This window comes from Pseudomonas sp. NFPP04 (genome assembly GCF_900113815.1).
Lineage (GTDB): Bacteria > Pseudomonadota > Gammaproteobacteria > Pseudomonadales > Pseudomonadaceae > Aquipseudomonas > Aquipseudomonas extremorientalis.
This window is the reverse complement of sequence record NZ_FOQS01000007.1, coordinates 281,744-303,952: the sequence shown is the minus strand read 5'-3', so window position 1 is coordinate 303,952 and position 22,209 is coordinate 281,744. Positions and strand designations below refer to the sequence as shown.

The window sequence follows — 22,209 nt, the reverse complement described above, 5'->3', positions numbered from 1 at the left end:
AGGGGGCTCAGATTAACTCAAATTCACTGCAATCCACTGTGGGAGGGGGCTTGCCCTCTCCCACACTTAAACAGTGTTCAGTCATTTTTATTGGGGAAACGCCGCATATCCAGGGTCATCGGTAATTCATCGTTGATGGTTACCGTCGGTACGGGGAGCTTGCCGGGGCTATGCCCAAGCCGGAAAAACCGCGCCATCCGCCGGCTCTCCGCCTCATTGGCATTTACCGGCAAGCTGTCGTAATTGCGTCCACCCGGATGGGCGACGTGGTACTGGCAGCCGCCCAACGAGCGCTGCATCCAGGTATCCAGCAGATCGAACACCAAGGGCGCATGCACCGGGATGGTCGGTTGCAGGCAGTTGGCCGGTTGCCAGGCGCGATAACGCACGCCGGCGACAAACTCACCGACGCGCCCGGTGGCCTGCAGCGGCACCGGGATGCCGTTGCAGGTCAGCAGGTAGCGTTGCGGTGGCAGCCCGGTCAACTTGACTTGCAGGCGCTCCAGCGACGAATCCACATAGCGAACCGTACCGCCCACCGCGCCCTCCTCGCCCAGTACATGCCAGGGCTCCAGGGCCTGGCGCAGTTCCAGTTCGATACCGCTGACGGCGTAGTCGCCAACCTTGGGAAAACGGAACTCCAGGTGCGCGGCAAACCACTCGGCGCGCAGCGGGTAGCCGGCTGCGTTGAGCTCGACGATCACATCGGCAAAATCCTGCTCGATAAAGTGCGGCAACAGGAAGCGGTCGTGCAACTCGGTGCCCCAGCGCGCCAGCTTCGGCGGTGCATAGGGCTCGCGCCAGAAGCGCGCGACCAAGGCACGCAGCAGCAGTTGTTGGGTCAGGCTCATGCGTGCATGGGGCGGCATCTCGAATGCACGCAGTTCCAGCAGGCCCAGGCGGCCGGTAGCGCCATCCGGTGAGTAGAGTTTGTCGATGCAGAATTCGGCGCGGTGAGTGTTGCCGGTCACGTCGATCAGCAGGTTGCGCAGCAGGCGGTCGACCAGCCAGGGCGGGCATTCTTCGCCGGGAGCAGGCATTTGCGCGAAGGCGATTTCCAGCTCATACAGCGCATCGTTGCGCGCCTCGTCCACCCGGGGCGCCTGGGAGGTCGGGCCGATGAACAGGCCGGAAAACAGGTAGGACAACGAAGGATGGTTGTGCCAGTAGCTGATCAAGCTGCGCAGCAGATCGGGGCGACGCAGGAACGGCGAATCCTTGGGCGTGGCGCCACCGAGCACGAAATGGTTACCGCCACCGGTGCCGGTATGGCGCCCGTCGATCATGAATTTCTCGGTGGTCAGGCGGGTTTGCCGCGCCTCTTCGTAGAGGAACTCGGTGCGCTCCACCAACTCGTCCCAGGAGGCGGACGGCTGCACGTTGACCTCGATCACACCCGGGTCCGGCGTGACGCGAAAGTTGCTCAGGCGCGAATCGGCCGGTGGCTCGTAGCCTTCGAGCAAGACCGGGCAGTGCAGTTCTTCAGCGGTGGCTTCGATGGCCGCCACCAGTTCCAGATAGTCCTCGACGCGCTCCAGCGGCGGCATGAACAGATAGAGCCGCCCTTCCCGCGCTTCGGCGCACAGTGCGGTGCGGGTCAGCCAGTCGGCGGACTCGTCCACCTTGGGTACACGTTCATCACTCGGCGCAGGTTCGCCATGGCTTTGCAGTTGGGCGGTGGACGGCAGCTCGGGCTGATCCTGGTTAGGGTCCGTCGGGTGCACAAACGGATACTCCGCCGCCGTCACCCACGGCTGCGAAGCCAACGGCAGGCGATAGCCCAGGGGAGAATCTCCCGGCACCAAACGGCAGTGGTTATCGCGCAGGTACCAGCGGCCACTCTGCCAACGATCATTGGCAGGCGTACGCGCCAGCGGCAGTACTTGCCCGATGATTTTATCCAGGCCCTGGGCGAACACCTTGCGCAGGCGTTCGCGCTCCAGTTCATCGCCCAGGCGCGGGTCCTGGGCGGTGACGTTCTGCGGCAGCGCGCCTTCGCGCCACAGGTAATAGAAATTGTCTTCGAAGGCCGGGAACACAAAGCGTGCCGGCAGCTTAAGGCGTTCGGCGACGCTGGCCAGGAAACGCCCGGCCATCACGCCGTCCGCACCGTAATCCTTTTGCTCATCGGCGATCAACGCGCTGTTGTGCCAGATCGGCACGCCGTCACGGCGCCAGTAGCAGTTGAGCGACCAGCGCGGCAGTTGCTCGCCGGGGTACCACTTGCCCTGGCCGAAGTGCACCAGCCCTTTGGGCGCGTAGTGCTTGCGCATGCGCTGGAACAGCTCGGCGGACAGGCGGCGTTTGTCCGGGCCGAGGGCGGCGGTGTTCCATTCGGCGCCGTCGGGATCGTCGATGGAGACAAAGGTCGGCTCGCCGCCCATGGTCAGGCGGACATCGTCCTTGAGCAGGTCGCCATCGATCTGCCGTCCCAGTGCCTGAATCGCCAGCCACTGTTCCTCGGTGTAGGGCTTGGTGACCCGTGGGGCCTCCCAAATCCTCTCTACAGACATTTCGTGGGTGAATTCACACTCGCAGGGTTCCACCAGCCCACTGATCGGCGCGGCAGATGAGGGATCGGGACTGCAGGCCAACGGGATATGCCCTTCACCGGCGAACAGCCCGGAGGTGGCATCCAGGCCGATCCAACCGGCGCCGGGCAAATACACTTCGCACCAGGCGTGCAGGTCGGTGAAGTCCACTTCGGTGCCGGACGGGCCGTCGAGGGCTTTGACGTCGGCGGTCAACTGGATCAGATAGCCAGACACAAACCGCGCCGCCAAGCCCAGGTTGCGCAGCAATTGCACCAGCAGCCAGGCCGAATCACGGCAGGAGCCGGAGGCGTTTTCCAGGGTGAATTCCGGCGTCTGCACGCCCGGTTCCATGCGGATCAGGTAGCCGATGTCGGCCGCCAGGCGCTGGTTGAGGCCCACCAGGAAATCCACGGCCGGCAACGGCGTACGGTCGATGCCCGCAAGGTACGCGGCGAACTTCGGCGTCAGCGGCAGGGTTTCCAGGTACGGCGCCAGCTCGCGTTGTTCATCGGCGGCATAGCTAAAGGGGATTTTTTCGGCGTAGGGTTCAAGGAAAAAGTCGAACGGGTTGAACACCGCCATCTCGGCAACTAGGTCGACCTCGATGCGCAGCTCATCGGTCTTTTCCGGGAACACCAACCGCGCCAGGTAATTGCCCTGGGGGTCTTGCTGCCAATTGATAAAATGCTGCTCGGGCAGCACTTTCAGCGCGTAGGACAGAATCCGCGTGCGGCTATGGGCGGCCGGACGCAACCGTACAATCTGCGGGCCGAGTTCGACAGCACGGTCGTAGCGGTAATGCGTAACGTGGTGCAACGCGACATGAATCGACACGGCGGCCTCCTGCGAGCCAGGGCATGGACACAAAGCGCGCAAGACTTATGCCAGAGCGGCGGTCATTGCGCTTTATCGTGGGACCCAGTGCAGTACAGCACCAAAACGGCGCCAACGGCGATGCTCTGGTGCAAGTGACGCACATATTTGTGGCGCGGGTGTGAAGGTGGGTGGGGAATCTACCCAATCAGCCGGTTTTGCGCTTGGCGATCACGGCTTGGCGCAGGTGGCGTATTTCAAGCAGCTTCTGGCGCATCTCTCGTTGAACCTTGCTGTTAAGTGTCAATAATCCGAGCAATGGGAATAACAGCGCCAACCCATAAAGAATTTTGTGAGGCTGGAATTGAATCATCGGAACTACAAACAGTAGACAGGCGACGTAGATGCCGACCATCACCCACACCCAGGAGGGGCGGCCCCGCAAAATCATAAAGTTGCTATGGACCGTCAACAGAATGAGCAGCGCCCCGGCAGACATGATCTTGAGCCCCACTTGAGCAATGGGCGCATCACGAAAATAGGTGATGAACGCCAACGCCACAGCCAACGCCAAAGAAAAACACGCAGCAAATACGCCGCCCATAAACGTCAGAAAGTATTGCCTGAAAAAGTCGCGTAGCGTCATTAACTCGTTCATTCGTTTATTTCCTCGTACAACCCAATCGCGATGGTATTGACGTTTCCGGAGTACGCACTCCCGCCAAATCCTACGGTTGCGCCGAGGACGTCTTTGATCTGGGTCGTGGTGCTGTGCTTGAGCTGCGTAGGGGTGAAACGCTTGGTGAGTTCGCCCGACGCCTGCCGCAATTTGAGCATCTTGGCGGTCAAGCTGGGATGGTTGATGCTCAGCAGCTCTTTCGTCAGCTTGGCTCTTTCCTGGCGATTCAAACCGCGAAGCACATCACGCAGGCTCTTGCCCGTCGATGCTTTGGCAGCCCTGACCAGCTTGACCGTCGTCAGGGCCGAACCGCCTACGCCAGCCAGTGAAACGGCGTCCAGCACAACGGATGCATTCTGGTACCAGCCCTCACTGTCGAGCCAATCGTTTACCTCCGGTTTGGCGACCTCAAGCGCTGTTCGAGCAATGCCGTTAAAGCACTGAAGCGTACTCGCGCCGGCAGCCGCATACCCCACTACAACGATGACGGAACTGGCGCCAGCGCTGAAAGGCACCAGAATGGTTCCACTGGCGATCGCAGCCCAACTGATGACCGCCCCCAGGCAGGAGATTCCGGTATTCACGGCTTCGCCAATCAGTCGCGACTCTCGAGGATTGCTCACGACATGTTGAGCAAACTGCGTTGGCGCAATGTACTTCTGCGCTTCACGCAAAATGATGCGCTTGGGCTTGATGCTGCAGATGGGCTTGAATTCGCGCAGGGTAATGACGTTGAAGTCGGCGTCGATGTATACGACGCCTGCGCCAACGATACCTGGATCGGCGTCGATGGCCGCAAACAGGCGCGGAAGGTTGATCTGGCTTTCGATGCGCTGGCGCGCCATGAACTGAGAGCGGTTGGAGTCCATGCCGATGGAGGCCAGGGGGTTAGCCATAAGTGTTCTTCCTTGAGAATGATGGTGACCAGGCGGGCCCCATCGCGGGCAAGCCCACTCCCACATTTGGAATGCATTCTCCTGTGGGAGCCGGGCTTGCCCGCGATGGCTTTCTAATGGGCGCCACCTTAGCAAACAGGTTACCCAACAGCTAGAAAGCAAAACGCCAGCACGAGGCTGGCGTCTGGCATGTTCAGGCTGCGATCAACGCGGCACGACCGGCTTGCGCGCAGGCTTGCCGCCCTTGCCCTTGGCCGCATCGGCACGCTCCTTGGCGGCCTGCTTGTTGCGCGCCTGGGCCGCGGCCTTGGCTTGTTCACGCTTGTCCCATGGGTTGCTGCCGTCACTGCCGCGCGGCGGCAGGCCGGTGTGCTGGGTGAGGATCCTGGTGGTGGTTTCCTTGGCGACCTTGTGGCTGCCGGCCGGCGTCGAGTTCTTGCGACGGGCGCTCTGGTAGCTGTCGGTGCTCGGCTGGTGCAACGGGATCAGTTGGTCCTTGCCCGGCCCGATCAGGTCGGCGCGGCCCATGCGGGTCAGTGCCTCACGCAGCATCGGCCAGCCTTTCGGGTCGTGGTAGCGCAGGAACGCCTTGTGCAGGCGGCGCTGCTCTTCGCTCTTGACGATCGTTACCGCGTCGCTCTTGTAGGTGACCTTGCGCAGCGGGTTCTTGCCCGAGTGATACATGGCCGTGGCGGTGGCCATCGGCGACGGGTAGAACGCCTGTACCTGGTCGGCGCGGAAGCCGTTGCCCTTGAGCCACAGGGCCAGGTTCATCATGTCTTCATCGGTGGTACCCGGGTGGGCGGCGATGAAGTACGGAATCAGGTACTGCTCCTTGCCCGCTTCCTTGGTGTACTTCTCGAACATGCGCTTGAACTTGTCATAGCTGCCAATGCCCGGCTTCATCATCTGGTTGAGCGGACCTTCCTCGGTGTGTTCCGGGGCGATCTTGAGGTAGCCGCCGACGTGGTGGGTGACCAGCTCTTTCACGTATTCCGGCGACTCGACGGCCAGGTCATAACGCAGGCCGGAGGCGATCAGGATCTTCTTCACACCCGGCAACGCACGGGCGCTGCGGTACAGCTGGATCAACGACGAGTGGTCAGTGTTCAGGTTCGGGCAGATACCGGGGAACACGCACGACGGCTTGCGACACGCGGATTCGATTTCCGGGCTCTTGCAGGCGATGCGGTACATGTTCGCGGTCGGACCGCCGAGGTCGGAGATCACGCCGGTAAAGCCGGGGACCTTGTCGCGGATCTCTTCGATCTCGCGAATGATCGACTCTTCGGAACGGTTCTGGATGATGCGGCCTTCGTGCTCGGTGATGGAGCAGAAAGTGCAGCCGCCGAAGCAGCCACGCATGATGTTCACCGAGAAGCGGATCATGTCGTAGGCCGGGATTTTTTCCTTGCCGTACGCGGGGTGCGGGACGCGGGCGTACGGCATGCCGAACACGTAGTCCATTTCTTCGGTGGTCATCGGAATGGGTGGCGGGTTGAACCACACGTCCACTTCGCCGTGCTTCTGCACCAGGGCGCGGGCGTTGCCTGGGTTGGTTTCCAGGTGCAGCACGCGGTTGGCGTGGGCGTAGAGCACCGCATCGCCACGGACTTTCTCCACCGATGGCAGGCGGATCACGGTCTTGTCGCGGGTCATCTTCGGGCTGGCCAGGATCTGCACGACCTTGGCTTCTTCCGGATCATCCTGCGGCCCTTTTTCCTGCTCGATGGCGCAGGCCTGGGTGTCCTGGGTGTTGACGTACGGGTTGATGATCTTGTCGATCTTGCCCGGACGGTCGATACGCGTGGAGTCCACTTCGTACCAGCCGGCCGGCGTGTCGCGACGGATGAACGCGGTGCCGCGCACATCGGTGATGTCTTCGATCTTGTGGCCCCACGACAGGCGCTGGGCGACTTCGACGATGGCGCGCTCGGCGTTGCCGTACAGCAGGATATCGGCAGTGGCGTCGATCAGGATCGAATTGCGCACCCGGTCCTGCCAGTAGTCGTAGTGGGCGATGCGACGCAGGGAGGCTTCGATGCCGCCGAGTACGATCGGCACGTTCTTGTAGGCTTCCTTGCACCGCTGGCTGTACACCAGGCTGGCGCGATCCGGGCGTTTGCCGGCCATGCCGCCTGGGGTGTAGGCGTCGTCGGAGCGGATTTTCTTGTCGGCGGTGTAGCGGTTGATCATGGAGTCCATGTTGCCGGCCGCGACGCCGAAGAACAGGTTCGGCTCGCCGAGCTTCATGAAGTCGTCTTTGGACTGCCAGTTCGGCTGGGCAATGATCCCGACGCGGAAGCCCTGGGACTCCAGCAGCCGGCCGATGATCGCCATGCCGAACGACGGATGGTCAACGTAGGCATCACCGGTGACGATGATGATGTCGCAGGAATCCCAGCCAAGCTGATCCATCTCCTCCCTGCTCATCGGCAGGAATGGCGCTGGACCGAAACATTCGGCCCAGTACTTGGGATAGTCAAATAACGGCTTGGCTGTTTGCATGACGGTGACCGGTGTTGAGATGGAAAATCGCGGGCGCGGAATATAGCACAAATTTTGACCAATTCCGACGGTAATGGTCGGCTTTTACCCTGGCATCACTTTTCCCCGGTACTCATAGCCGGATTTGCAGGGGGCAAGGGCCTAATCCGCTAGCCCCATCCCCGGAAACACCCTGGATAGGCTGTCAGGATTCAACTAGCCTTTTCATGGAAACCCAGATGAGCAGTAATCCCGCGCCTCCACTGGTAACACCCGACGCCCACGCCGCCTTCATCCAGACCCAACTCCCCACTTGGCTCACCGACTCCCCCGCAGACACCCGCGCAGCCCTGCGCGCCAACCTGCTCAAGAGCAATCAATCCAGGCACAAGATCCAAGAACTCCTCAGGCAACTGCAAAGCCCCGAGGCGTTCGCTTTTCCGCTGTTTGAGCAGGCGTTGCGCCGCGAATACCTGACGCTGCTGAATGCGAAGACTTCGGTCCTGGTGCGCGAATGGAAAAACCATCATCTGTTCGGGCTGCTACGCACCCACGCACGCACCACTGAACAATCCCTTTTGGAGGCGGCCCTGCAGAACTTCGAGGCTTCGGAAGCAGAGGACGGCGGCATGGAGACCGGGACCGAGCTTTTCAACATCACCCAGGACTCACGATTTCCTTCGTTGATTTCCGCGACGCTCTTCGCCGGTTTTTGCCGCAAACTGGACCTGGGCGGGCAATACCTCAAGCATATTCGCACGGTCATCAGCACCAATCTGTCGGTACGCCGGTTCTTTCGCGAGCACGAACAGCAGCGTTTCAACGTTGCCTTGCACCTGGCCTACCTCAAGAAGAAGATGCCGAAAACCCTTTACGAAGAATTGGTCGAGCTCTCCGAGCGCGGACACCACGTGTCCTTCGACTGCTTTCACCTGACGCTTGGTGGAGTGGTGTTGCCTGACGTCCTGGTCATCGTTGACGTCCGGGCAGAAACCGGACCGCTTCTCTACACACCTGAAGACCCGATCGAGGCACTTCGCCAGCACCCCTCGATGGACGACCTGGAAACTCAACTCGTTAAACGCCTGATGCGACCGGACTACCTGGCCTTCTTCAAGCGGCTGGCCCCAGCGCATCAGCGAGAATCGCTGCTGCATGTAAAGCCCATGTGGATTGATTGGCTGCCCATCGGCTCACCCGGGAAAATCAAGCCAGCGCAGCTGGACAAACCGCTGACCCTGACCAAAATCACCGGCAATCTGTTCCACGCCATCATCCTGCGACGGTTTTCCCAGATAGAAAGCGACGCTTGCGAAGTCGCGGTCCCGACGGCACAGGTTGATGCCATCAGCCGACAAAAACGCCTGCAGTTCTATGCCGACCTGGGTAAATCCCTGCTGTTCTTTGCCGCATCCTTCGTGCCAATCGTCGGGGAGGTTCTGCTGGTCGTTACCGCCGCCCAATTGATCGGCACGGTCTATAACGGCTTTGCCGCCTGGAGCCAGGGCGATAGCCAACAGGCGCTCGACGACCTGCTGGACGTGGTGGATAACGTTGCCATGGCCGTAGCGACCGCCGGCGTGATCAAGGCAGGACGCTTTACGGCGGGCCTCGTGAAAGTTCAGGTACGCAATCAGGGCTGGCGCCTCTGGCACTCTGACTTGGAACCCTACCAACACCCCGCGACATTACCTGAACACGTGGTTGCCGATAAACAAGGTATCTATCAATACCAACAGCAGTCGTATCTAAAACTGGATGATCACCCCCATGCCATTCAGCGCTCACCCGATGGCACACGATGGGAGTTGTCACACCCCAGCGATCCGCACGCTTATTCACCTCCCCTGTTGAACAACGAAGCCGGCGGCTGGCGCCATGTGCACGAAACGCCAGAGGATTGGGACACGCTCAAACTGATCAAGCGCCTGGGCCCAGATGCGGCCAACATAACCCAACCGTCCGTAGAGCCCATCCTGCTGATCAGCGGGCTGGACAGCACCACATTGCGCCAAGCCCATCAAGAGATGGTGCGCCCTGCGCCCTTGCTGTGCGATACGGTTACACACTTCAACCTGGACCAGGAAATCAATGATTTCAACCTGAGCCGTGCCGAGGGCACCTCCGTGACGGCTCACTCGCCGCTGATTCAAGCCCACCTGCTCACCTCGCTGCCCGAATGGCCCGCCACTTACGGGCTGAAGGTGGTCGACCAGCAGCAACAGACCGTGATGCAGTTCGGTCAGGGCAACGTCGAAATCAAGGTCAGCGAAGACCGTTTCAGAAAGGGCGAGTTATTGCATGCCATAGAGGCGCAAATGCCTCAGACCGCGTTCAATAATCTGCTGCCCTCCTCGCCTATCGACTACTTCAGTAAAACCGAAAACCTTGCCCTGAGATTGAGCAAGCAGGCCGCACAGAAAAAACAATGGCTGTTTTCTCAACTCAACGCGGCCAATGAAGCCGCGGTCACACCCACCGAAAAAAGTCTGCGCACACTGATGCCGCAACTGTCCAAACGACATCTTGAAGAGATAGAGCGCACACTCCCAGCAAGCAAACGCCAACGCTTGCAAGCGGGAGACAGCCTGGACCCCGTATCGCTCGAAGAAGCAGACCACTACACAAAGATGGCAAAGGTCGCCCAGCTGCAAGAGAGCATTTTCCTCAATACCTTGCGCAACCGGGAAAGCGTGCAATTGATGCTTTACACACTGGAGCAGATACCCGGTTGGCCTGGGTCGCGCCGGATTGATGTGTATGACGACAGTACCGAGGGGCCGCTTCTGGGGAGTATCGGTAACGCGGATGCCCCTTCGAGCCATACGCTGATCCGCAAAGGCGAGCTATACGCGCTTCACGCCTCACCAGATACCCTCCCCCCCCCACTGACCGATCTGCCTCACGCAATCGAGCAAACACTTTCCCCCTTGGAGCACCGTGCACTGCTGCGCCAATCGGGTGCGGATTCGTTTGAGCAGGCCCTGCACAAATCCGGCAAGTCACTGATGGCCAGCAGCCTTCCGCGTCTGCGCGGCAAGCCCCTTACCCTCGAAACCCGGCCCTCGGCAGGGTTGCCACTCGACCCCTTGTTCGCCGAACCAACCCCTCCGGCCGGACTGACAAGGCTGGCTGACCAGACCTTTCAAGCGCCGCCACTGCCTGACGGAAGTTTTCGCTATTACGTCCAGGACGAGCAGAACTACTACCAGATCAAAAAAGACCCGCAGGGATGGCGACTGGTCGATGCGCGTAGCCGTTTCCGGGCCTATTCACCCTATCTGCGCAAAAACGCCAACGGGGGTTGGGAAATCGACCCCGCCAAAGGTGGGTTACCGGGCGGAGGGGGCTCGCCTGCGCCATCACTCGAAAGCGTCGACTCCATTGACGGGTATGGGTCGGCACACTCGTCCAATTCTTACGGATCAGCCGAGGAAGGCACTGTAGACGCGCTCTACACTCCTCAGGAATTGGCCTACATGCGCAACGAGCGCAGCTACCAGCACAGCCAGAACTATCGGCGTATTTATGACCGCGCCAACTGTGGCCGCTACCCACTGCGCGATGAAAATGGTCAGCCCATGCTGATCCGACTCATGCAACCCCAAGGGAAGTCGTTAACGTCCGGCACGGTATTCAGCAAAGACCAGCTGCTGCCCTACATCCGCTGGGAAGGTTATGAAAACGTCGCGCGCCTGTATGAAGACAAGCTTGAGGTTTTACCCTTCACCGCCGCTCATCAAAAATTCCCCCAGGAGGCCGCAATGATCGGCGAAGCCACGGTCATCACGCGGCGCCCGCTGAGCAAGGGCGAAGCGCTGGGCGTGTATGGAGGGGACATCCTGCCGTTTTTCGTGGCGAAGGCGCGCCGAGATCCTTATCTGATGGCCGTCAAGGATGTGAGGCCTGTGTCGCCCCACGCGCTCAACACTCAGCCGGTACTGTCCGGCGACAACGCGTTGTCGAGGATCAATACCATTTTTGAATATGAGGCCGATGTTCCGGTGCGACAGGCCGCCTCGGGCTACAACGTTGAGGCGGCAAAATTCAGGCTCCAGGCCCAGGTCGGCAACCGACAGGATCAAATGATACTCACCGGATTATTTGCCAGCGAATCTATTCCCGCCGGCACTGAGTTGCGCTGGAACTACCAATACGACGAAGCCACCATCCGTGCGCTGTTTGCCCGGCCGTAAGGCGCGTTATTCGTCGTCGTCGAAGTTATAACTGCCCGGCGCGAGGTTTTCGAAGCGTGTGTACTTGCCGATGAACGCCAGGCGGATAAACCCGATCGGGCCGTTCCGCTGCTTGCCGATGATGATCTCGGCAATGCCCTTGTGCTCGGTCTCGGGGTGGTACACCTCGTCGCGGTACACGAACATGATTACGTCGGCGTCCTGCTCGATCGCGCCGGATTCGCGCAAGTCGGAGTTCACCGGGCGCTTGTTGGGGCGTTGCTCCAGGGAACGGTTGAGCTGGGACAGCGCCACCACCGGGCAGTTGAATTCCTTGGCCAGGGCCTTGAGGGACCGGGAGATTTCGGAAATCTCGTTGGTCCGGCTGTCGCCGCTGGAACCGGGGATCTGCATCAACTGCAGGTAGTCGATCATGATCAGGGCGATATCGCCGTGCTCGCGCGCCAGGCGGCGGGTACGCGCACGCATTTCCGAGGGGCTGATACCGGCGGTGTCATCGATGAACAGCTTGCGGTCGTTAAGCAGGTTGACCGCCGAGGTCAGGCGCGGCCAATCGTCGTCTTCCAGTTGGCCGGAACGCACCTTGGTCTGGTCGATACGCCCGAGCGACGAGAGCATCCGCATGATCAGCGATTCGCCTGGCATCTCCAGGGAGTACACCAGCACGGTCTTGTCGCTGCGCAACACCGCGTTTTCCACCAGGTTCATCGCGAAGGTGGTCTTACCCATGGAAGGACGGCCGGCGACGATGATCAAGTCGGAGGGCTGCAGGCCGCTGGTTTTCTCGTCGAGGTCGGTGTAGCCGGTGGAAATACCAGTGATGGCGGCGTCGGTGTTGAACAGGGTGTCGATGCGGTCGATGGCCTTGGTCAACAGCTCGTTGACGCCCACCGGGCCGCCGGTTTTCGGGCGGGCCTCGGCGATCTGGAAGATCTGGCGCTCGGCTTCGTCGAGGATCTCTTCGGCGGTGCGCCCTTCGGGGTTGAAGGCGCTGTCGGCGATCTCGGTGCTGATGCCGATCAGTTGGCGCAACGTGGCGCGCTGGCGAACGATCTGGGCATAGGCCTTGATGTTGGCGACGGACGGCGTGTTTTTCGCCAGTTCGCCCAGGTAGCCCAGGCCGCCGACCTGGGAGGTCTGGCCTTCCTTGTCCAGTTGTTCGGCCAGGGTCACCACGTCGATCGGCGAGTTCTGGTCGGCCAGCTTGGCGATGGCGCGGAAGATCAGGCGGTGGTCATGGCGATAGAAATCACCGTCCGAGACTTGATCCAGCACGCGTTCCCAGGCGTTGTTGTCCAGCATCAAACCACCGAGCACAGCCTGTTCGGCCTCGATGGAATGCGGCGGCACCTTCAGGGCAGCGGTTTGCAGATCGTATTGCTCAGGAGCTGAAATATCGTTCATGGCCACTTGGAATTTGGGGTGTGTAGAAAAACAAAAGGCACGACCTGTAAACAGGATCGTGCCCGATGTTAACCGCCTGGCACGCGAGGTGCCAGCCAGTTAGGTGCGGCTTAAGCTGCTACCACGACAACGCGTACGGTGGCTTCAACTTCGGCGTGCAGGTGCACGGCTACGTCGAATTCGCCTACGTTGCGGATGGTGCCGTTCGGCAGACGAACTTCGCTCTTCTGCACTTCAACGCCGGAGGCGGTCAGTGCATCAGCGATGTCGTGGGTGCCGATCGAACCGAACAGCTTGCCTTCGTCACCGGCGGTGGCAGTGATAGTCACTTCCAGCTCAGCCAGTTGGGCAGCGCGAGTTTCGGCCGAAGCTTTTTTGTCTGCTGCGGCTTTTTCCAGCTCGGCACGACGCTCTTCAAACGCAGCCAGGTTGGCAGCGGTTGCAGCGGTGGCTTTGCCGTATGGCAGCAGGTAGTTACGACCGTAGCCGGCCTTAACGTTCACTTTGTCGCCCAGGTTGCCCAGGTTGGCGACTTTTTCCAGAAGGATCAGTTGCATGTGAAAATCCTCTAACTTTTAACCTTCACCGTTCGCGTTATCGGCGTCTTTCGGCGCCAGACGACCGCGAAAATCAATCAGGCCGTCGACAATGGCCAGAACCACGAGTAACGGATAGATCAGCTGCATGAACAGCACCATTGTTACGTACATCCCCACCAGCCAGAACTTGGCCAGGCGCTTCTGCGCGACCAGCCCGTGAATCAGGGCCAGTCCGGCGAACACCAGCGGTACGCTGCAAAACAGCACCAGCAAGGTGGCTTGTGAACCGAAGTACGGTCCGACCACCATGAGTGCCAGCAGCAACATCGCCGGGCCCACGGGGATTCTGATACTGCGAAATTCGCGACCAAAACCACCCGGGTTGTACAACAACGCCTGCCAATATCGCCCAAGCATCAGGCTCAGCACGCTGACGATCTGCATCATTACCGCCATCAGGCCGATCAGGGCCGGTGCAATCAGTGTCGCAAGACGCGCTCGCTCATCTACCGAAAGCTGCTGGTAGAGTTCCCCGAGGGCCATCGGCAGGACCTTGACGATCTCTTGCGACAGCACCTCGATCTGCGGGCGGAAAGCCGCGTCGATCAACACCGAAAACACCAACCCCACTGCCACGCTGACCAGCAGCGTGCGGGCCCAGGACTCACTTGCGCGCAAAACCAACGCAAGGCTCGACGATCCCAGCAGTACCAGAAGTACCTTGGGTTCGCCCAGTTGCAGCCACCAGATCAAGGCAGCCAGCACTCCCAGGGCCAGGACGCCAAGGGCATCCTGCAAACCGCGCCGCAGCAGCACAAGGCAACCTGCGGCAGCACCCAACCAATACAACAACGGCAATGCTGCACATCCAGCCACTACGAGAGTGGCCTGCACGCGACCGCGCATGATGAACTCAGCTAAGGCGCGCATGCATTCAATCCCTTACTACTTGTCGACTGCCCGGTCTCAGCGGCCGTGGCTGTCGGTGTAGGCCAGCAGGGCCAGGAAGCGGGCGCGCTTGATAGCGGTGGCCAGCTGACGCTGATAACGTGCTTTGGTACCGGTGATACGGCTTGGAACGATTTTGCCGGTCTCGGATACGTAGGCTTTCAGAGTGTTGAGATCTTTGTAATCGATCTCTTTCACGTCTTCAGCGGTGAAGCGGCAGAATTTACGACGACGGAAGAAACGTGCCATTTGATAGGCTCCTTAAAAGGTCCGTGGATTACTCGTCAGCGTTATCGCTGTTGTCGCTGTCATCACTATCAGCGCTATCAGCGCCTTCGTGCTCAGGACGGTCGCGACGCTCACGGCGCTCACTGCGGTTTTCTTCAGCCTTGAGCATCTCGGATTGGCCGGTAACGGCTTCTTCGCGACGGATGACCAGGTTACGGATCACAGCATCGTTGTAGCGGAAGTTGTCTTCCAGCTCGGCCAGGGCCTTGCCAGTGCACTCAACGTTCAGCATCACGTAGTGAGCCTTGTGAACATTGTTGATTGCGTAGGCCAGTTGACGACGGCCCCAATCTTCCAGACGGTGGATTTTGCCGCCGTCTTCTTCGATCAGCTTGGTGTAACGCTCAACCATGCCGCCGACTTGCTCGCTTTGATCCGGGTGGACCAAAAAGATGATTTCGTAATGACGCATGAATGCTCCTTACGGGTTGTAGCCTGCCGCTCAAAAACGGTCAGACAAGGAGTGAATGACACTTATGGATCTTGCCGCAGGGAGGCACCTCGGTGCCCGCCAGGAAGGCAAGGGGCGCAATTGTAGAGAAGGGGGAGGATGCGTGCAAGGTGATTGGTGATTATTTGAACAATCTTCCAGACACCCCAAAAACACTGTGGGAGGGGGCTTGCCCCCGATTACGAAGGATCAGCCACATCATCCGCAACCGACACACCGCTATCGGGAGTAAGCCCCCTCCCACATTTTGATCACTTCTTCGTTTTGGCCTTGGCCTTTGCGCCACGCTGGCGCTGGGCTTCGAACAGGCAGACGCCGGTGGCGACCGACACGTTGAGGCTGCTGACACTACCGGCCATCGGCAGGTGCACCAGGTAATCACAATGCTCGCGGGTCAGGCGGCGCATACCTTTGCCTTCGGCGCCCATGATCAGGATGGTCGGGCCGGTGAGGTCCTGGTCATAAATGCTGACCTCGGCCTCTCCCGCCGTACCCACCACCCACAGGCCGCGCTGCTGGAGCTTCTCCAGGGTGCGCGCCAGGTTGGTCACGGCCACCAGCGGAATCACTTCGGCTGCGCCACACGCGACTTTACGCACCACCGGCGTCAGCGTCGCCGACTTGTCTTTAGGCACGATTACCGCCAGCGCACCGGCAGCGTCCGCCGAGCGCAGGCAGGCGCCGAGGTTGTGCGGGTCGGTCACGCCGTCCAACACCAGCAGCAACGGTGCACCTTCGGTGCGGTCGAGCAGCTCGTCGAGCATCGCCTCGCCCCAGACCTGGCTCGGGCTGACATCCGCCACCACGCCCTGGTGAACACCCTCTACCCACACGTCCATTTCACGACGCTCGGCCTGGCCGATGGCAACCTTGTTTTGCGTGGCCAATTCAACCAGCGCTTGTACGCGCGGCTCGCTGCGCCCTTCCGCCAGCCAGACTTGCTTGACGCGCTTGGGATGGTGACGCAGCAGTGCTTCTACGGCGTGGACGCCGTAGATTTTTTCCAGACTCATGACTTGGCCTTAGGTTTGCGCGACCCGCCGCTCTTCGCGGGAGCCGAACCCGCTTTTGGCGGGCCTTTACGGTGTTTACTGGGCTTGCTCGACGGCTTTTCCGCCCCGTGGGACTTTCCCCCAGACGCCGCTTTACCACCGCTTTTGGCTTCATTGAGCAACTGCTGCTTCAACTCACGGCTCTTGCGCAGTTCGGCGTTTTTCGCCGCTGCATCGCTTGGGCGGTAGGCTTCGGGGGCCTTTTCCTTGGTCGATGAACGACGACCGGCCTTGGCTGGCGCAGGCTCGACGGTCGCTGCTTTGGCAGGCGCGGCCTTGCCTTTGCTGGTCGGTTCGCTACCACGCTTTTTACGGCTGCCCGGCGATTCGGCTGGTTTATCGGACATGCCGAAGTCGATCTTGCGCTCGTCGAGATCGACGCGCATGACCTGCACTTCAACGGTATCGCCAAGGCGGAAGCTGCGACCGGTGCGCTCGCCCGCCAGGCGGTGATGCACAGGGTCGAAGTGGTAGTAGTCGCCCGGCAAGGCGGTGACGTGCACCAGGCCTTCGACGTAGATATCGGTCAGTTCCACAAACAGACCGAAGCCGGTCACGGCGGTAATCACACCCGGGAACGATTCGCCTACGCGATCCTTCATGAACTCGCACTTGAGCCAGTTCACCACGTCGCGGGTGGCTTCGTCGGCACGGCGTTCGCTCATGGAACACTGCTCGCCCAGCTGTTCCAGGGCCGCTTCGTCGTACGGATAGATCCGCGCCTTCGGAATGGTCATGGCACCGGCGCGCTTGACGTGCGGGGTGTTCATCTTGGAATGGATCACGCTGCGGATCGCACGGTGCGTGAGCAGGTCCGGGTAACGGCGGATCGGCGAAGTGAAGTGGGTGTACGCCTCGTAGTTCAGGCCGAAGTGGCCCTGGTTATCCGCGCTGTACACCGCCTGGCTCAGGGAGCGCAGCATGACGGTCTGGATCACGTGGTAATCCGGGCGGTCCTTGATGCTGGCCAGCAGAGCCTGGTAATCCTTCGGCGTCGGGCCGTCCTTGCCTTTGTGCAGGGACAGGCCGAGTTCGCTGAGGAACGCGCGCAGCTTTTCCAGACGCTCCGGCGGCGGGCCGTCGTGCACCCGGTACAACGCAGGGATCTCGTGCTTTTTCAGGAACTCAGCGGTGGCCACGTTGGCCGCCAGCATGCATTCCTCGATCAGCTTGTGCGCATCGTTACGGGTGGTCGGGGTGATCGCAGCGATCTTGCGCTCGGAACCGAAGACAATCCGGGTTTCCTGGGTTTCAAAATCGATCGCGCCTCGGGTGTGACGTGCGCCCAGCAACACCTTGTACAGCGCATAGAGCTGCTTGAGATGCGGCACGACATGGCCGTACTCACCGCGCAATGCTTTGGCTTCGCTGGTTTTCGGCTGTTCCAGGATGGTGCTGACCTTGTTGTAGGTCAGGCGCGCCTGGGAATGAATCACCGCTTCATAGAACTGGTAATCGGTCATTTCGCCGGTTTTCGAGATAGTCATCTCGCACACCATGGCCAAACGGTCGACTTTCGGGTTCAGCGAGCACAGCCCGTTGGACAACTCTTCCGGCAGCATCGGAATCACGCGCTCGGGGAAGTACACCGAGTTGCCACGCACCTGGGCTTCGTTGTCCAGGGCCGAACCGATCTTCACGTAGCTGGAGACGTCGGCAATCGCCACGTACAACTTCCAGCCGCCGGAGAACAGACGCAGCTTGCCCGGCTTGGCTTCGCAGTAGACCGCATCGTCGAAGTCGCGGGCGTCTTCACCGTCGATGGTGACGAACGGCAGATGGCGCAGATCGATGCGCTTCTCTTTGTCCTTCTCTTCGACTTCCGGCTTGAGCTTGCGCGCCTCCTTCACGACGGCTTCAGGCCAGACGTGAGGAATATCGTAGGTACGCAGCGCGACATCGATTTCCATGCCCGGCGCCATGTAGTTGCCGACCACTTCAATCACATCACCCTGCGGCTGGAAGCGAGGGGTCGGCCAGTGGGTGATCTTCACCTCGACAAACTGACCAACCTTGGCATTCGCATTGCGGCCCGGGGTGATCAGCACTTCCTGCTGCACCTTGGGGTTATCGGGCACCACAAAACCAATGCCGCCTTCTTCGAAGTAGCGACCGACGATGGTCTCGTGACCACGGGACACCACTTCGACGATCACGCCTTCACGGCGACCGCGACGGTCCAGGCCGGAAACACGCGCCAGGGCACGGTCGCCATCGAACACCAGGCGCATTTGCGCCGGGCTCATGAACAGGTCATCGCTGCCGTCGTCCGGGATCAGGAAGCCGAAGCCATCACGATGGCCGGCGATGCGGCCGAGGATCAGGTCGAGCTTGTCCACTGGCGCGTAAGTGCCACGGCGGGTGTAGATCAATTGTGCGTCGCGCTCCATGGCGCGCAGGCGGCGGCGCAGGGCTTCGAGCTGGTCTTCGGTGGTCAGACCGAATTCTTCAACCAACTGCTCGCGGCTAGCAGGCGAGCCCCGATCGGCGAGGTGCGCCAGGATCAGTTCGCGGCTAGGAATAGGGTTTTCATATTTTTCCGCTTCACGAGCGGCCTCGGGATCGAGGGACTGCCAATCGGCCATTAGAGAGTTTTCACCTTGTCTATATGCGGGTTAGTTTGGCATACGCGTATTGAAACGGGAAATTTCAGACGTCAACAAGCCTTTTAAAGCCCTTTGCAGCCCGCAACAGGCACCTTGCACGACCACTGGCGAAATTTTCCAGGCTTTTTTCGTGGCGGGGGTTTACAGCTTAAAATCCCCTCCGTATAGTGCGCGCCATCGACGACGGCAACGTTGTTTGATAATGCCCAGGTGGTGAAATTGGTAGACACGCCAGCTTCAGGTGCTGGTGACCTTACGGTCGTGGAAGTTCGAGTCTTCTCCTGGGCACCAAATTCAGATCAAACCCGCGAAAGCGGGTTTTTTCGTTTCAAGGCTCTGATTTTTAACGGAAAACTTGATTTATTTTTTTGAATCAGGGGTTTACAGATCAAAAAGCCCTCCGTATAGTTCGCTCCATCAACAGCGCAAGCGTTGTTGATAATGCCCAGGTGGTGAAATTGGTAGACACGCCAGCTTCAGGTGCTGGTGATCGCAAGGTCGTGGAAGTTCGAGTCTTCTCCTGGGCACCAAATTCAGATCAAACCCGCGAAAGCGGGTTTTTTCGTTTCCGGGGTTTGAAAACTTCCCAGCCGATTTCCGCCTGCGTCCGCACCTGAGAAACTTTATCGTTTATCCTTGCAATGATTTGTTGCACACAAGCGAGGAAAACTTCGGATGACCATCCGCGATACCCGTCTCAAGACATCCCTTCTGCGTGGCCTGACCCTCACCCTGCTCGGCCTGACCTTGCTCTCGCCCACCGCCTATTCCGCCGACAAGGTCTCCCTGACCCTGTACAACGGCCAGCACAAAGAAGTCGGCGATGAACTCGCCAAGGCCTTCGAAGCCAAGACCGGCATCCACGTCAACGTGCGCAAAGGAAGCAGCAACCAGTTGGCCAGCCAAGTCGTCGAAGAAGGCGACCGCTCGCCCGCCGATGTGATCTACACCGAAGAATCGCCTCCGCTGAACAAACTCGGCGAGCAAGGCCTGCTGGCCAGGATCGACGCCAGCACCCTCGACGTATTGCCCAAGGATTATGTTGGCGCCAATGGCGACTGGATGGGCGTGACCGCGCGCACCCGCGTTGTGGCTTTCAACCCGAAGCTGATTGCTGAAAAAGACCTTCCCGAATCGGTACTCGACTTTGCCGGCCCCGAGTGGCAAGGCAAAGTCGGCTTCGTGCCAACCAGCGGCGCGTTCCAGGAACAAGCCGTGGCGATCATCAAGCTGCACGGTCGCGAAGCGGCTGAAGAATGGCTGACCGGCCTGCGCGCCTTCGGCAAGGTGTACAGCAACAACATGGTTGCGCTGAAAGCCGTCGAAAACGGCGAAGTGGCCACTGTTCTGGTGAACAACTACTACTGGTTCGCCCTGAAGAAAGAAAAGACCAATCTGGATTCCCGACTGCACTACTTCACCAATGGCGACGCCGGCGGCTTGATCACCGTGTCTTCCGCCGCCGCGCTGAAATCCAGCAAGCACCCCAAGGAAGCCCAGCAACTGTTGGCGTTCATGGCCAGTGAAGAAGGCCAGCGCGTGATCACCAACACCTCGGCCGAATACCCGCTGCGCAAGGGTATGGAATCCAATCGCGGCCTCAAGCCTTTCAGCGAACTGCAACCGCCGAAAGTCACCCCGGCCGACCTGGGCAACGCCGAAGAAGCCCTGGACCTGGAACGTGACGTTGGCTTGAACTGATGAACCCGTCGCTACCCGCCCTGCGCACAGGGCTCAGCCCAAGGCGCAAACGTCCGTCGATCTGGCTGTTGCTGCCGGTGCTGTTTCTGGTTGGCTTGAGCCTGTTGCCGCTGGCGTACGTCGGCACCAAGGCCTGGCAAGCGGGCTGGGCGGAAGCGGTGCATCTGCTGTGGCGACCTTATGTGTTTGGGTTGCTGCGCAACACCCTGGCGCTGATGGTGGGCGTGACGGCGGGCTGCGCAGTGATCGGCCTGTCCCTCGCCTGGCTGCTGGAGCGCAGCAACCTGCCGGGGCGACGTATCTGGGGCGTGATCCTGTGCCTGCCGTTTGCGGTACCGGCGTTTGTCAGCAGCTTTACCTGGGTGTCGCTGAGCGCCAGTTTCGAAGGGCTCGGTGGCGCCATCCTGGTGATGAGCCTGTCCAAATATCCGCTGGTGTTCTTGCCGGTGGCGGCGACGCTGCGCAATCTTGATCCCGCACTGGAAGAGTCGGCCCGCACCCTGGGACTGAATCGCTGGAGCATCTTTTTTCGCGTCACCTTGCCGCTGCTGTGGCCCTCGCTGCTGGCGGGGGCATTGCTGATCGCGCTGCATATGCTGGTGGAGTTCGGTGCGCTGTCGATCATTGGGTTGCAGACCTTCACCACCGCGATCTACCAGCAGTTCGAGCTGGAATTCAGCAATGCGAATGCTGCGATGCTGTCCGCCGTGCTGCTGGTGATGTGCCTGACGCTGCTGCGGCTGGAGCTGCGCATGCGTGGCAAGGGCCGGCACGTGCGCATTGGCCAGGGCGCAGCGCGACATGCGGAGCTGGTGCGATTGGGTAAGTGGGCGCCATTGGGCCAGGTGTATTGCCTGGCGTTGGCGATCATCGGTAGCGGCATTCCCCTGGGAATGCTCGGTTATTGGCTGGCGGTGGGTTCGTCGACTGCATTTCCGCTGGCCGAGATCAGTGAGGCGTTGCTGTCCTCCCTGGCACTGTCTCTCGGCGGCGCCGCGCTTTGCTTGGTACTGGCGGTGCCGGTGGGACTTCTGGTAGTGCGCTACAAAGGTCAGCTGGCGATCTGGGCCGAGCGCCTGCCCTACCTGCTGCACGCCTTGCCCGGCCTGGTGATCGCACTGAGCCTGGTGTATTTCGCCCTGCATTACGTGCCGGCGCTGTACCAGACCTCGGCACTGTTGCTGATTGCCTATGCGCTACTGTTTCTGCCACTGGCCCAGGCACCGATTCGCACGGCACTGAACAAGGCGGCGCCACAGCTTGAAGAAGCTGCACGCACGCTGGGCGCTTCGTCGTTCAGTGCATTTTGTCGGGTGACGCTGCCGATTATCTTCCCGGCCCTTGGCGCAGCATTTGCGCTGGTGTTCCTGGATGCGATGAAGGAATTGACGGCGACGCTGCTGCTCAGCCCGACCGGCTTGAATACTTTGGCGACGGCGGTGTGGGCGCACACTTCGAATGTGGAATTTGCGGCGGCGGCACCTTATGCGGCGTTGTTGATAGTGGTGTCGGGGTTGCCGGTTTATCTGCTCACGACGCGGATGTATCTGAGCCGTTGAGACCGCCATCGGGGGCAAGCCCCCTCTCACAGTTGACCGAGTTCCAGCTATGGAAT

14 protein-coding genes and 2 tRNA genes are annotated in these 22,209 nt (G+C 60.3%); 5 read left to right on the top strand and 11 right to left on the bottom strand.

The features are described from left to right. Nucleotides 1-77: 77 nt before the first annotated feature. The 4 genes from BM017_RS17445 to BM017_RS17430 form a co-directional block, all read right to left on the bottom strand. The gene (locus tag BM017_RS17445) at nt 78-3,368 is read right to left on the bottom strand and encodes a transglutaminase family protein (RefSeq protein WP_092246632.1); all 3,291 of its coding nucleotides are present in this window, start codon (nt 3,366-3,368) and stop codon (nt 78-80) included. 187 nt (nt 3,369-3,555) lie between these two features. Further along, the gene (locus BM017_RS17440; RefSeq protein WP_071491663.1) at nt 3,556-4,005 is read right to left on the bottom strand and encodes a hypothetical protein; all 450 of its coding nucleotides are present in this window, start codon (nt 4,003-4,005) and stop codon (nt 3,556-3,558) included. Further along, nucleotides 4,002-4,922, bottom strand: a complete 921-nt coding sequence (locus BM017_RS17435; protein ID WP_071491664.1) for an Ssp4 family T6SS effector — start codon at nt 4,920-4,922, stop codon at nt 4,002-4,004. Before BM017_RS17435 ends, BM017_RS17440 begins: the two co-directional genes overlap by 4 nt. A 204-nt stretch (nt 4,923-5,126) precedes the next feature. Beyond that, nucleotides 5,127-7,430, bottom strand: coding sequence for a YgiQ family radical SAM protein (locus BM017_RS17430; protein ID WP_071491665.1), 2,304 nt, complete (start codon nt 7,428-7,430; stop codon nt 5,127-5,129). Nucleotides 7,431-7,648: 218 nt separating this feature from the next. Between BM017_RS17430 and BM017_RS17425 the strand changes: the two genes are divergently transcribed. Then, entirely contained in the window at nt 7,649-11,605 is a 3,957-nt protein-coding gene (locus BM017_RS17425) for a dermonecrotic toxin domain-containing protein (protein WP_092246630.1), read from the top strand. 6 nt (nt 11,606-11,611) lie between these two features. Here the strand turns inward: BM017_RS17425 and dnaB are convergent, their stop codons facing one another. The 7 genes from dnaB to rnr all read right to left on the bottom strand — a co-directional run bounded on the left by dnaB (nt 11,612) and on the right by rnr (nt 18,872). Beyond that, on the bottom strand, nt 11,612-13,009 hold the full coding sequence (dnaB, locus tag BM017_RS17420; RefSeq protein ID WP_071491667.1) for a replicative DNA helicase: 1,398 nt from the start codon (nt 13,007-13,009) through the stop codon (nt 11,612-11,614). A gap of 110 nt (nt 13,010-13,119) precedes the next feature. Beyond that, nucleotides 13,120-13,566 (bottom strand): 50S ribosomal protein L9, encoded by a 447-nt coding sequence (gene rplI / locus BM017_RS17415; RefSeq protein ID WP_003171376.1) that lies wholly within the window; start codon nt 13,564-13,566, stop codon nt 13,120-13,122. A gap of 18 nt (nt 13,567-13,584) precedes the next feature. After that, a complete protein-coding gene (locus BM017_RS17410) occupies nt 13,585-14,478 on the bottom strand; it encodes a YybS family protein (protein ID WP_071491668.1) in 894 nt (297 codons plus the stop codon). A gap of 36 nt (nt 14,479-14,514) precedes the next feature. Further along, the gene (gene rpsR, locus BM017_RS17405) at nt 14,515-14,745 is read right to left on the bottom strand and encodes a 30S ribosomal protein S18 (RefSeq protein ID WP_002551829.1); all 231 of its coding nucleotides are present in this window, start codon (nt 14,743-14,745) and stop codon (nt 14,515-14,517) included. 28 nt (nt 14,746-14,773) lie between these two features. Continuing rightward, nucleotides 14,774-15,196, bottom strand: coding sequence for a 30S ribosomal protein S6 (gene rpsF / locus BM017_RS17400; RefSeq protein ID WP_003236224.1), 423 nt, complete (start codon nt 15,194-15,196; stop codon nt 14,774-14,776). Nucleotides 15,197-15,486: 290 nt separating this feature from the next. Then, nucleotides 15,487-16,248 (bottom strand): 23S rRNA (guanosine(2251)-2'-O)-methyltransferase RlmB, encoded by a 762-nt coding sequence (gene rlmB / locus BM017_RS17395; RefSeq protein ID WP_092246628.1) that lies wholly within the window; start codon nt 16,246-16,248, stop codon nt 15,487-15,489. Further along, nucleotides 16,245-18,872 carry a ribonuclease R gene (rnr, locus tag BM017_RS17390; RefSeq protein WP_092246626.1) on the bottom strand — a complete coding sequence of 876 codons (2,628 nt, stop codon included), beginning with the start codon at nt 18,870-18,872 and terminating at the stop codon, nt 16,245-16,247. The genes rlmB and rnr overlap by 4 nt, the downstream gene beginning before the upstream one ends. 225 nt (nt 18,873-19,097) lie before the next feature. Here rnr and BM017_RS17385 point away from each other — a divergent pair. The 4 genes from BM017_RS17385 (at nt 19,098) to BM017_RS17370 (ending at nt 22,153) form a co-directional block, all read left to right on the top strand. Further along, nucleotides 19,098-19,184: transfer RNA gene (locus tag BM017_RS17385), tRNA-Leu, on the top strand. Nucleotides 19,185-19,336: 152 nt separating this feature from the next. Continuing rightward, nucleotides 19,337-19,423, top strand: a tRNA-Leu gene (locus BM017_RS17380). A gap of 145 nt (nt 19,424-19,568) precedes the next feature. Next, nucleotides 19,569-20,594: an extracellular solute-binding protein gene (locus tag BM017_RS17375; protein ID WP_092246624.1), complete on the top strand. Its 1,026-nt coding sequence runs from the start codon at nt 19,569-19,571 to the stop codon at nt 20,592-20,594. Further along, nucleotides 20,594-22,153: an ABC transporter permease gene (locus tag BM017_RS17370; RefSeq protein WP_092246622.1), complete on the top strand. Its 1,560-nt coding sequence runs from the start codon at nt 20,594-20,596 to the stop codon at nt 22,151-22,153. Before BM017_RS17375 ends, BM017_RS17370 begins: the two co-directional genes overlap by 1 nt. Nucleotides 22,154-22,209: the final 56 nt, after the last annotated feature.

Coding starts and splice junctions, on each gene's coding strand:
- BM017_RS17440 (WP_071491663.1), bottom strand. CDS start 4,005: ATGAACGAGTTAATGACGCTACGCGACTTTTTCAGGCAATACTTTCTG.
- BM017_RS17435 (WP_071491664.1), bottom strand. CDS start 4,922: ATGGCTAACCCCCTGGCCTCCATCGGCATGGACTCCAACCGCTCTCAG.
- BM017_RS17430 (WP_071491665.1), bottom strand. CDS start 7,430: ATGCAAACAGCCAAGCCGTTATTTGACTATCCCAAGTACTGGGCCGAA.
- BM017_RS17425 (WP_092246630.1), top strand. CDS start 7,649: ATGAGCAGTAATCCCGCGCCTCCACTGGTAACACCCGACGCCCACGCC.
- dnaB (WP_071491667.1), bottom strand. CDS start 13,009: ATGAACGATATTTCAGCTCCTGAGCAATACGATCTGCAAACCGCTGCC.
- rplI (WP_003171376.1), bottom strand. CDS start 13,566: ATGCAACTGATCCTTCTGGAAAAAGTCGCCAACCTGGGCAACCTGGGC.
- BM017_RS17410 (WP_071491668.1), bottom strand. CDS start 14,478: ATGCGCGCCTTAGCTGAGTTCATCATGCGCGGTCGCGTGCAGGCCACT.
- rpsR (WP_002551829.1), bottom strand. CDS start 14,745: ATGGCACGTTTCTTCCGTCGTCGTAAATTCTGCCGCTTCACCGCTGAA.
- rpsF (WP_003236224.1), bottom strand. CDS start 15,196: ATGCGTCATTACGAAATCATCTTTTTGGTCCACCCGGATCAAAGCGAG.
- rlmB (WP_092246628.1), bottom strand. CDS start 16,248: ATGAGTCTGGAAAAAATCTACGGCGTCCACGCCGTAGAAGCACTGCTG.
- rnr (WP_092246626.1), bottom strand. CDS start 18,872: ATGGCCGATTGGCAGTCCCTCGATCCCGAGGCCGCTCGTGAAGCGGAA.
- BM017_RS17375 (WP_092246624.1), top strand. CDS start 19,569: ATGACCATCCGCGATACCCGTCTCAAGACATCCCTTCTGCGTGGCCTG.
- BM017_RS17370 (WP_092246622.1), top strand. CDS start 20,594: ATGAACCCGTCGCTACCCGCCCTGCGCACAGGGCTCAGCCCAAGGCGC.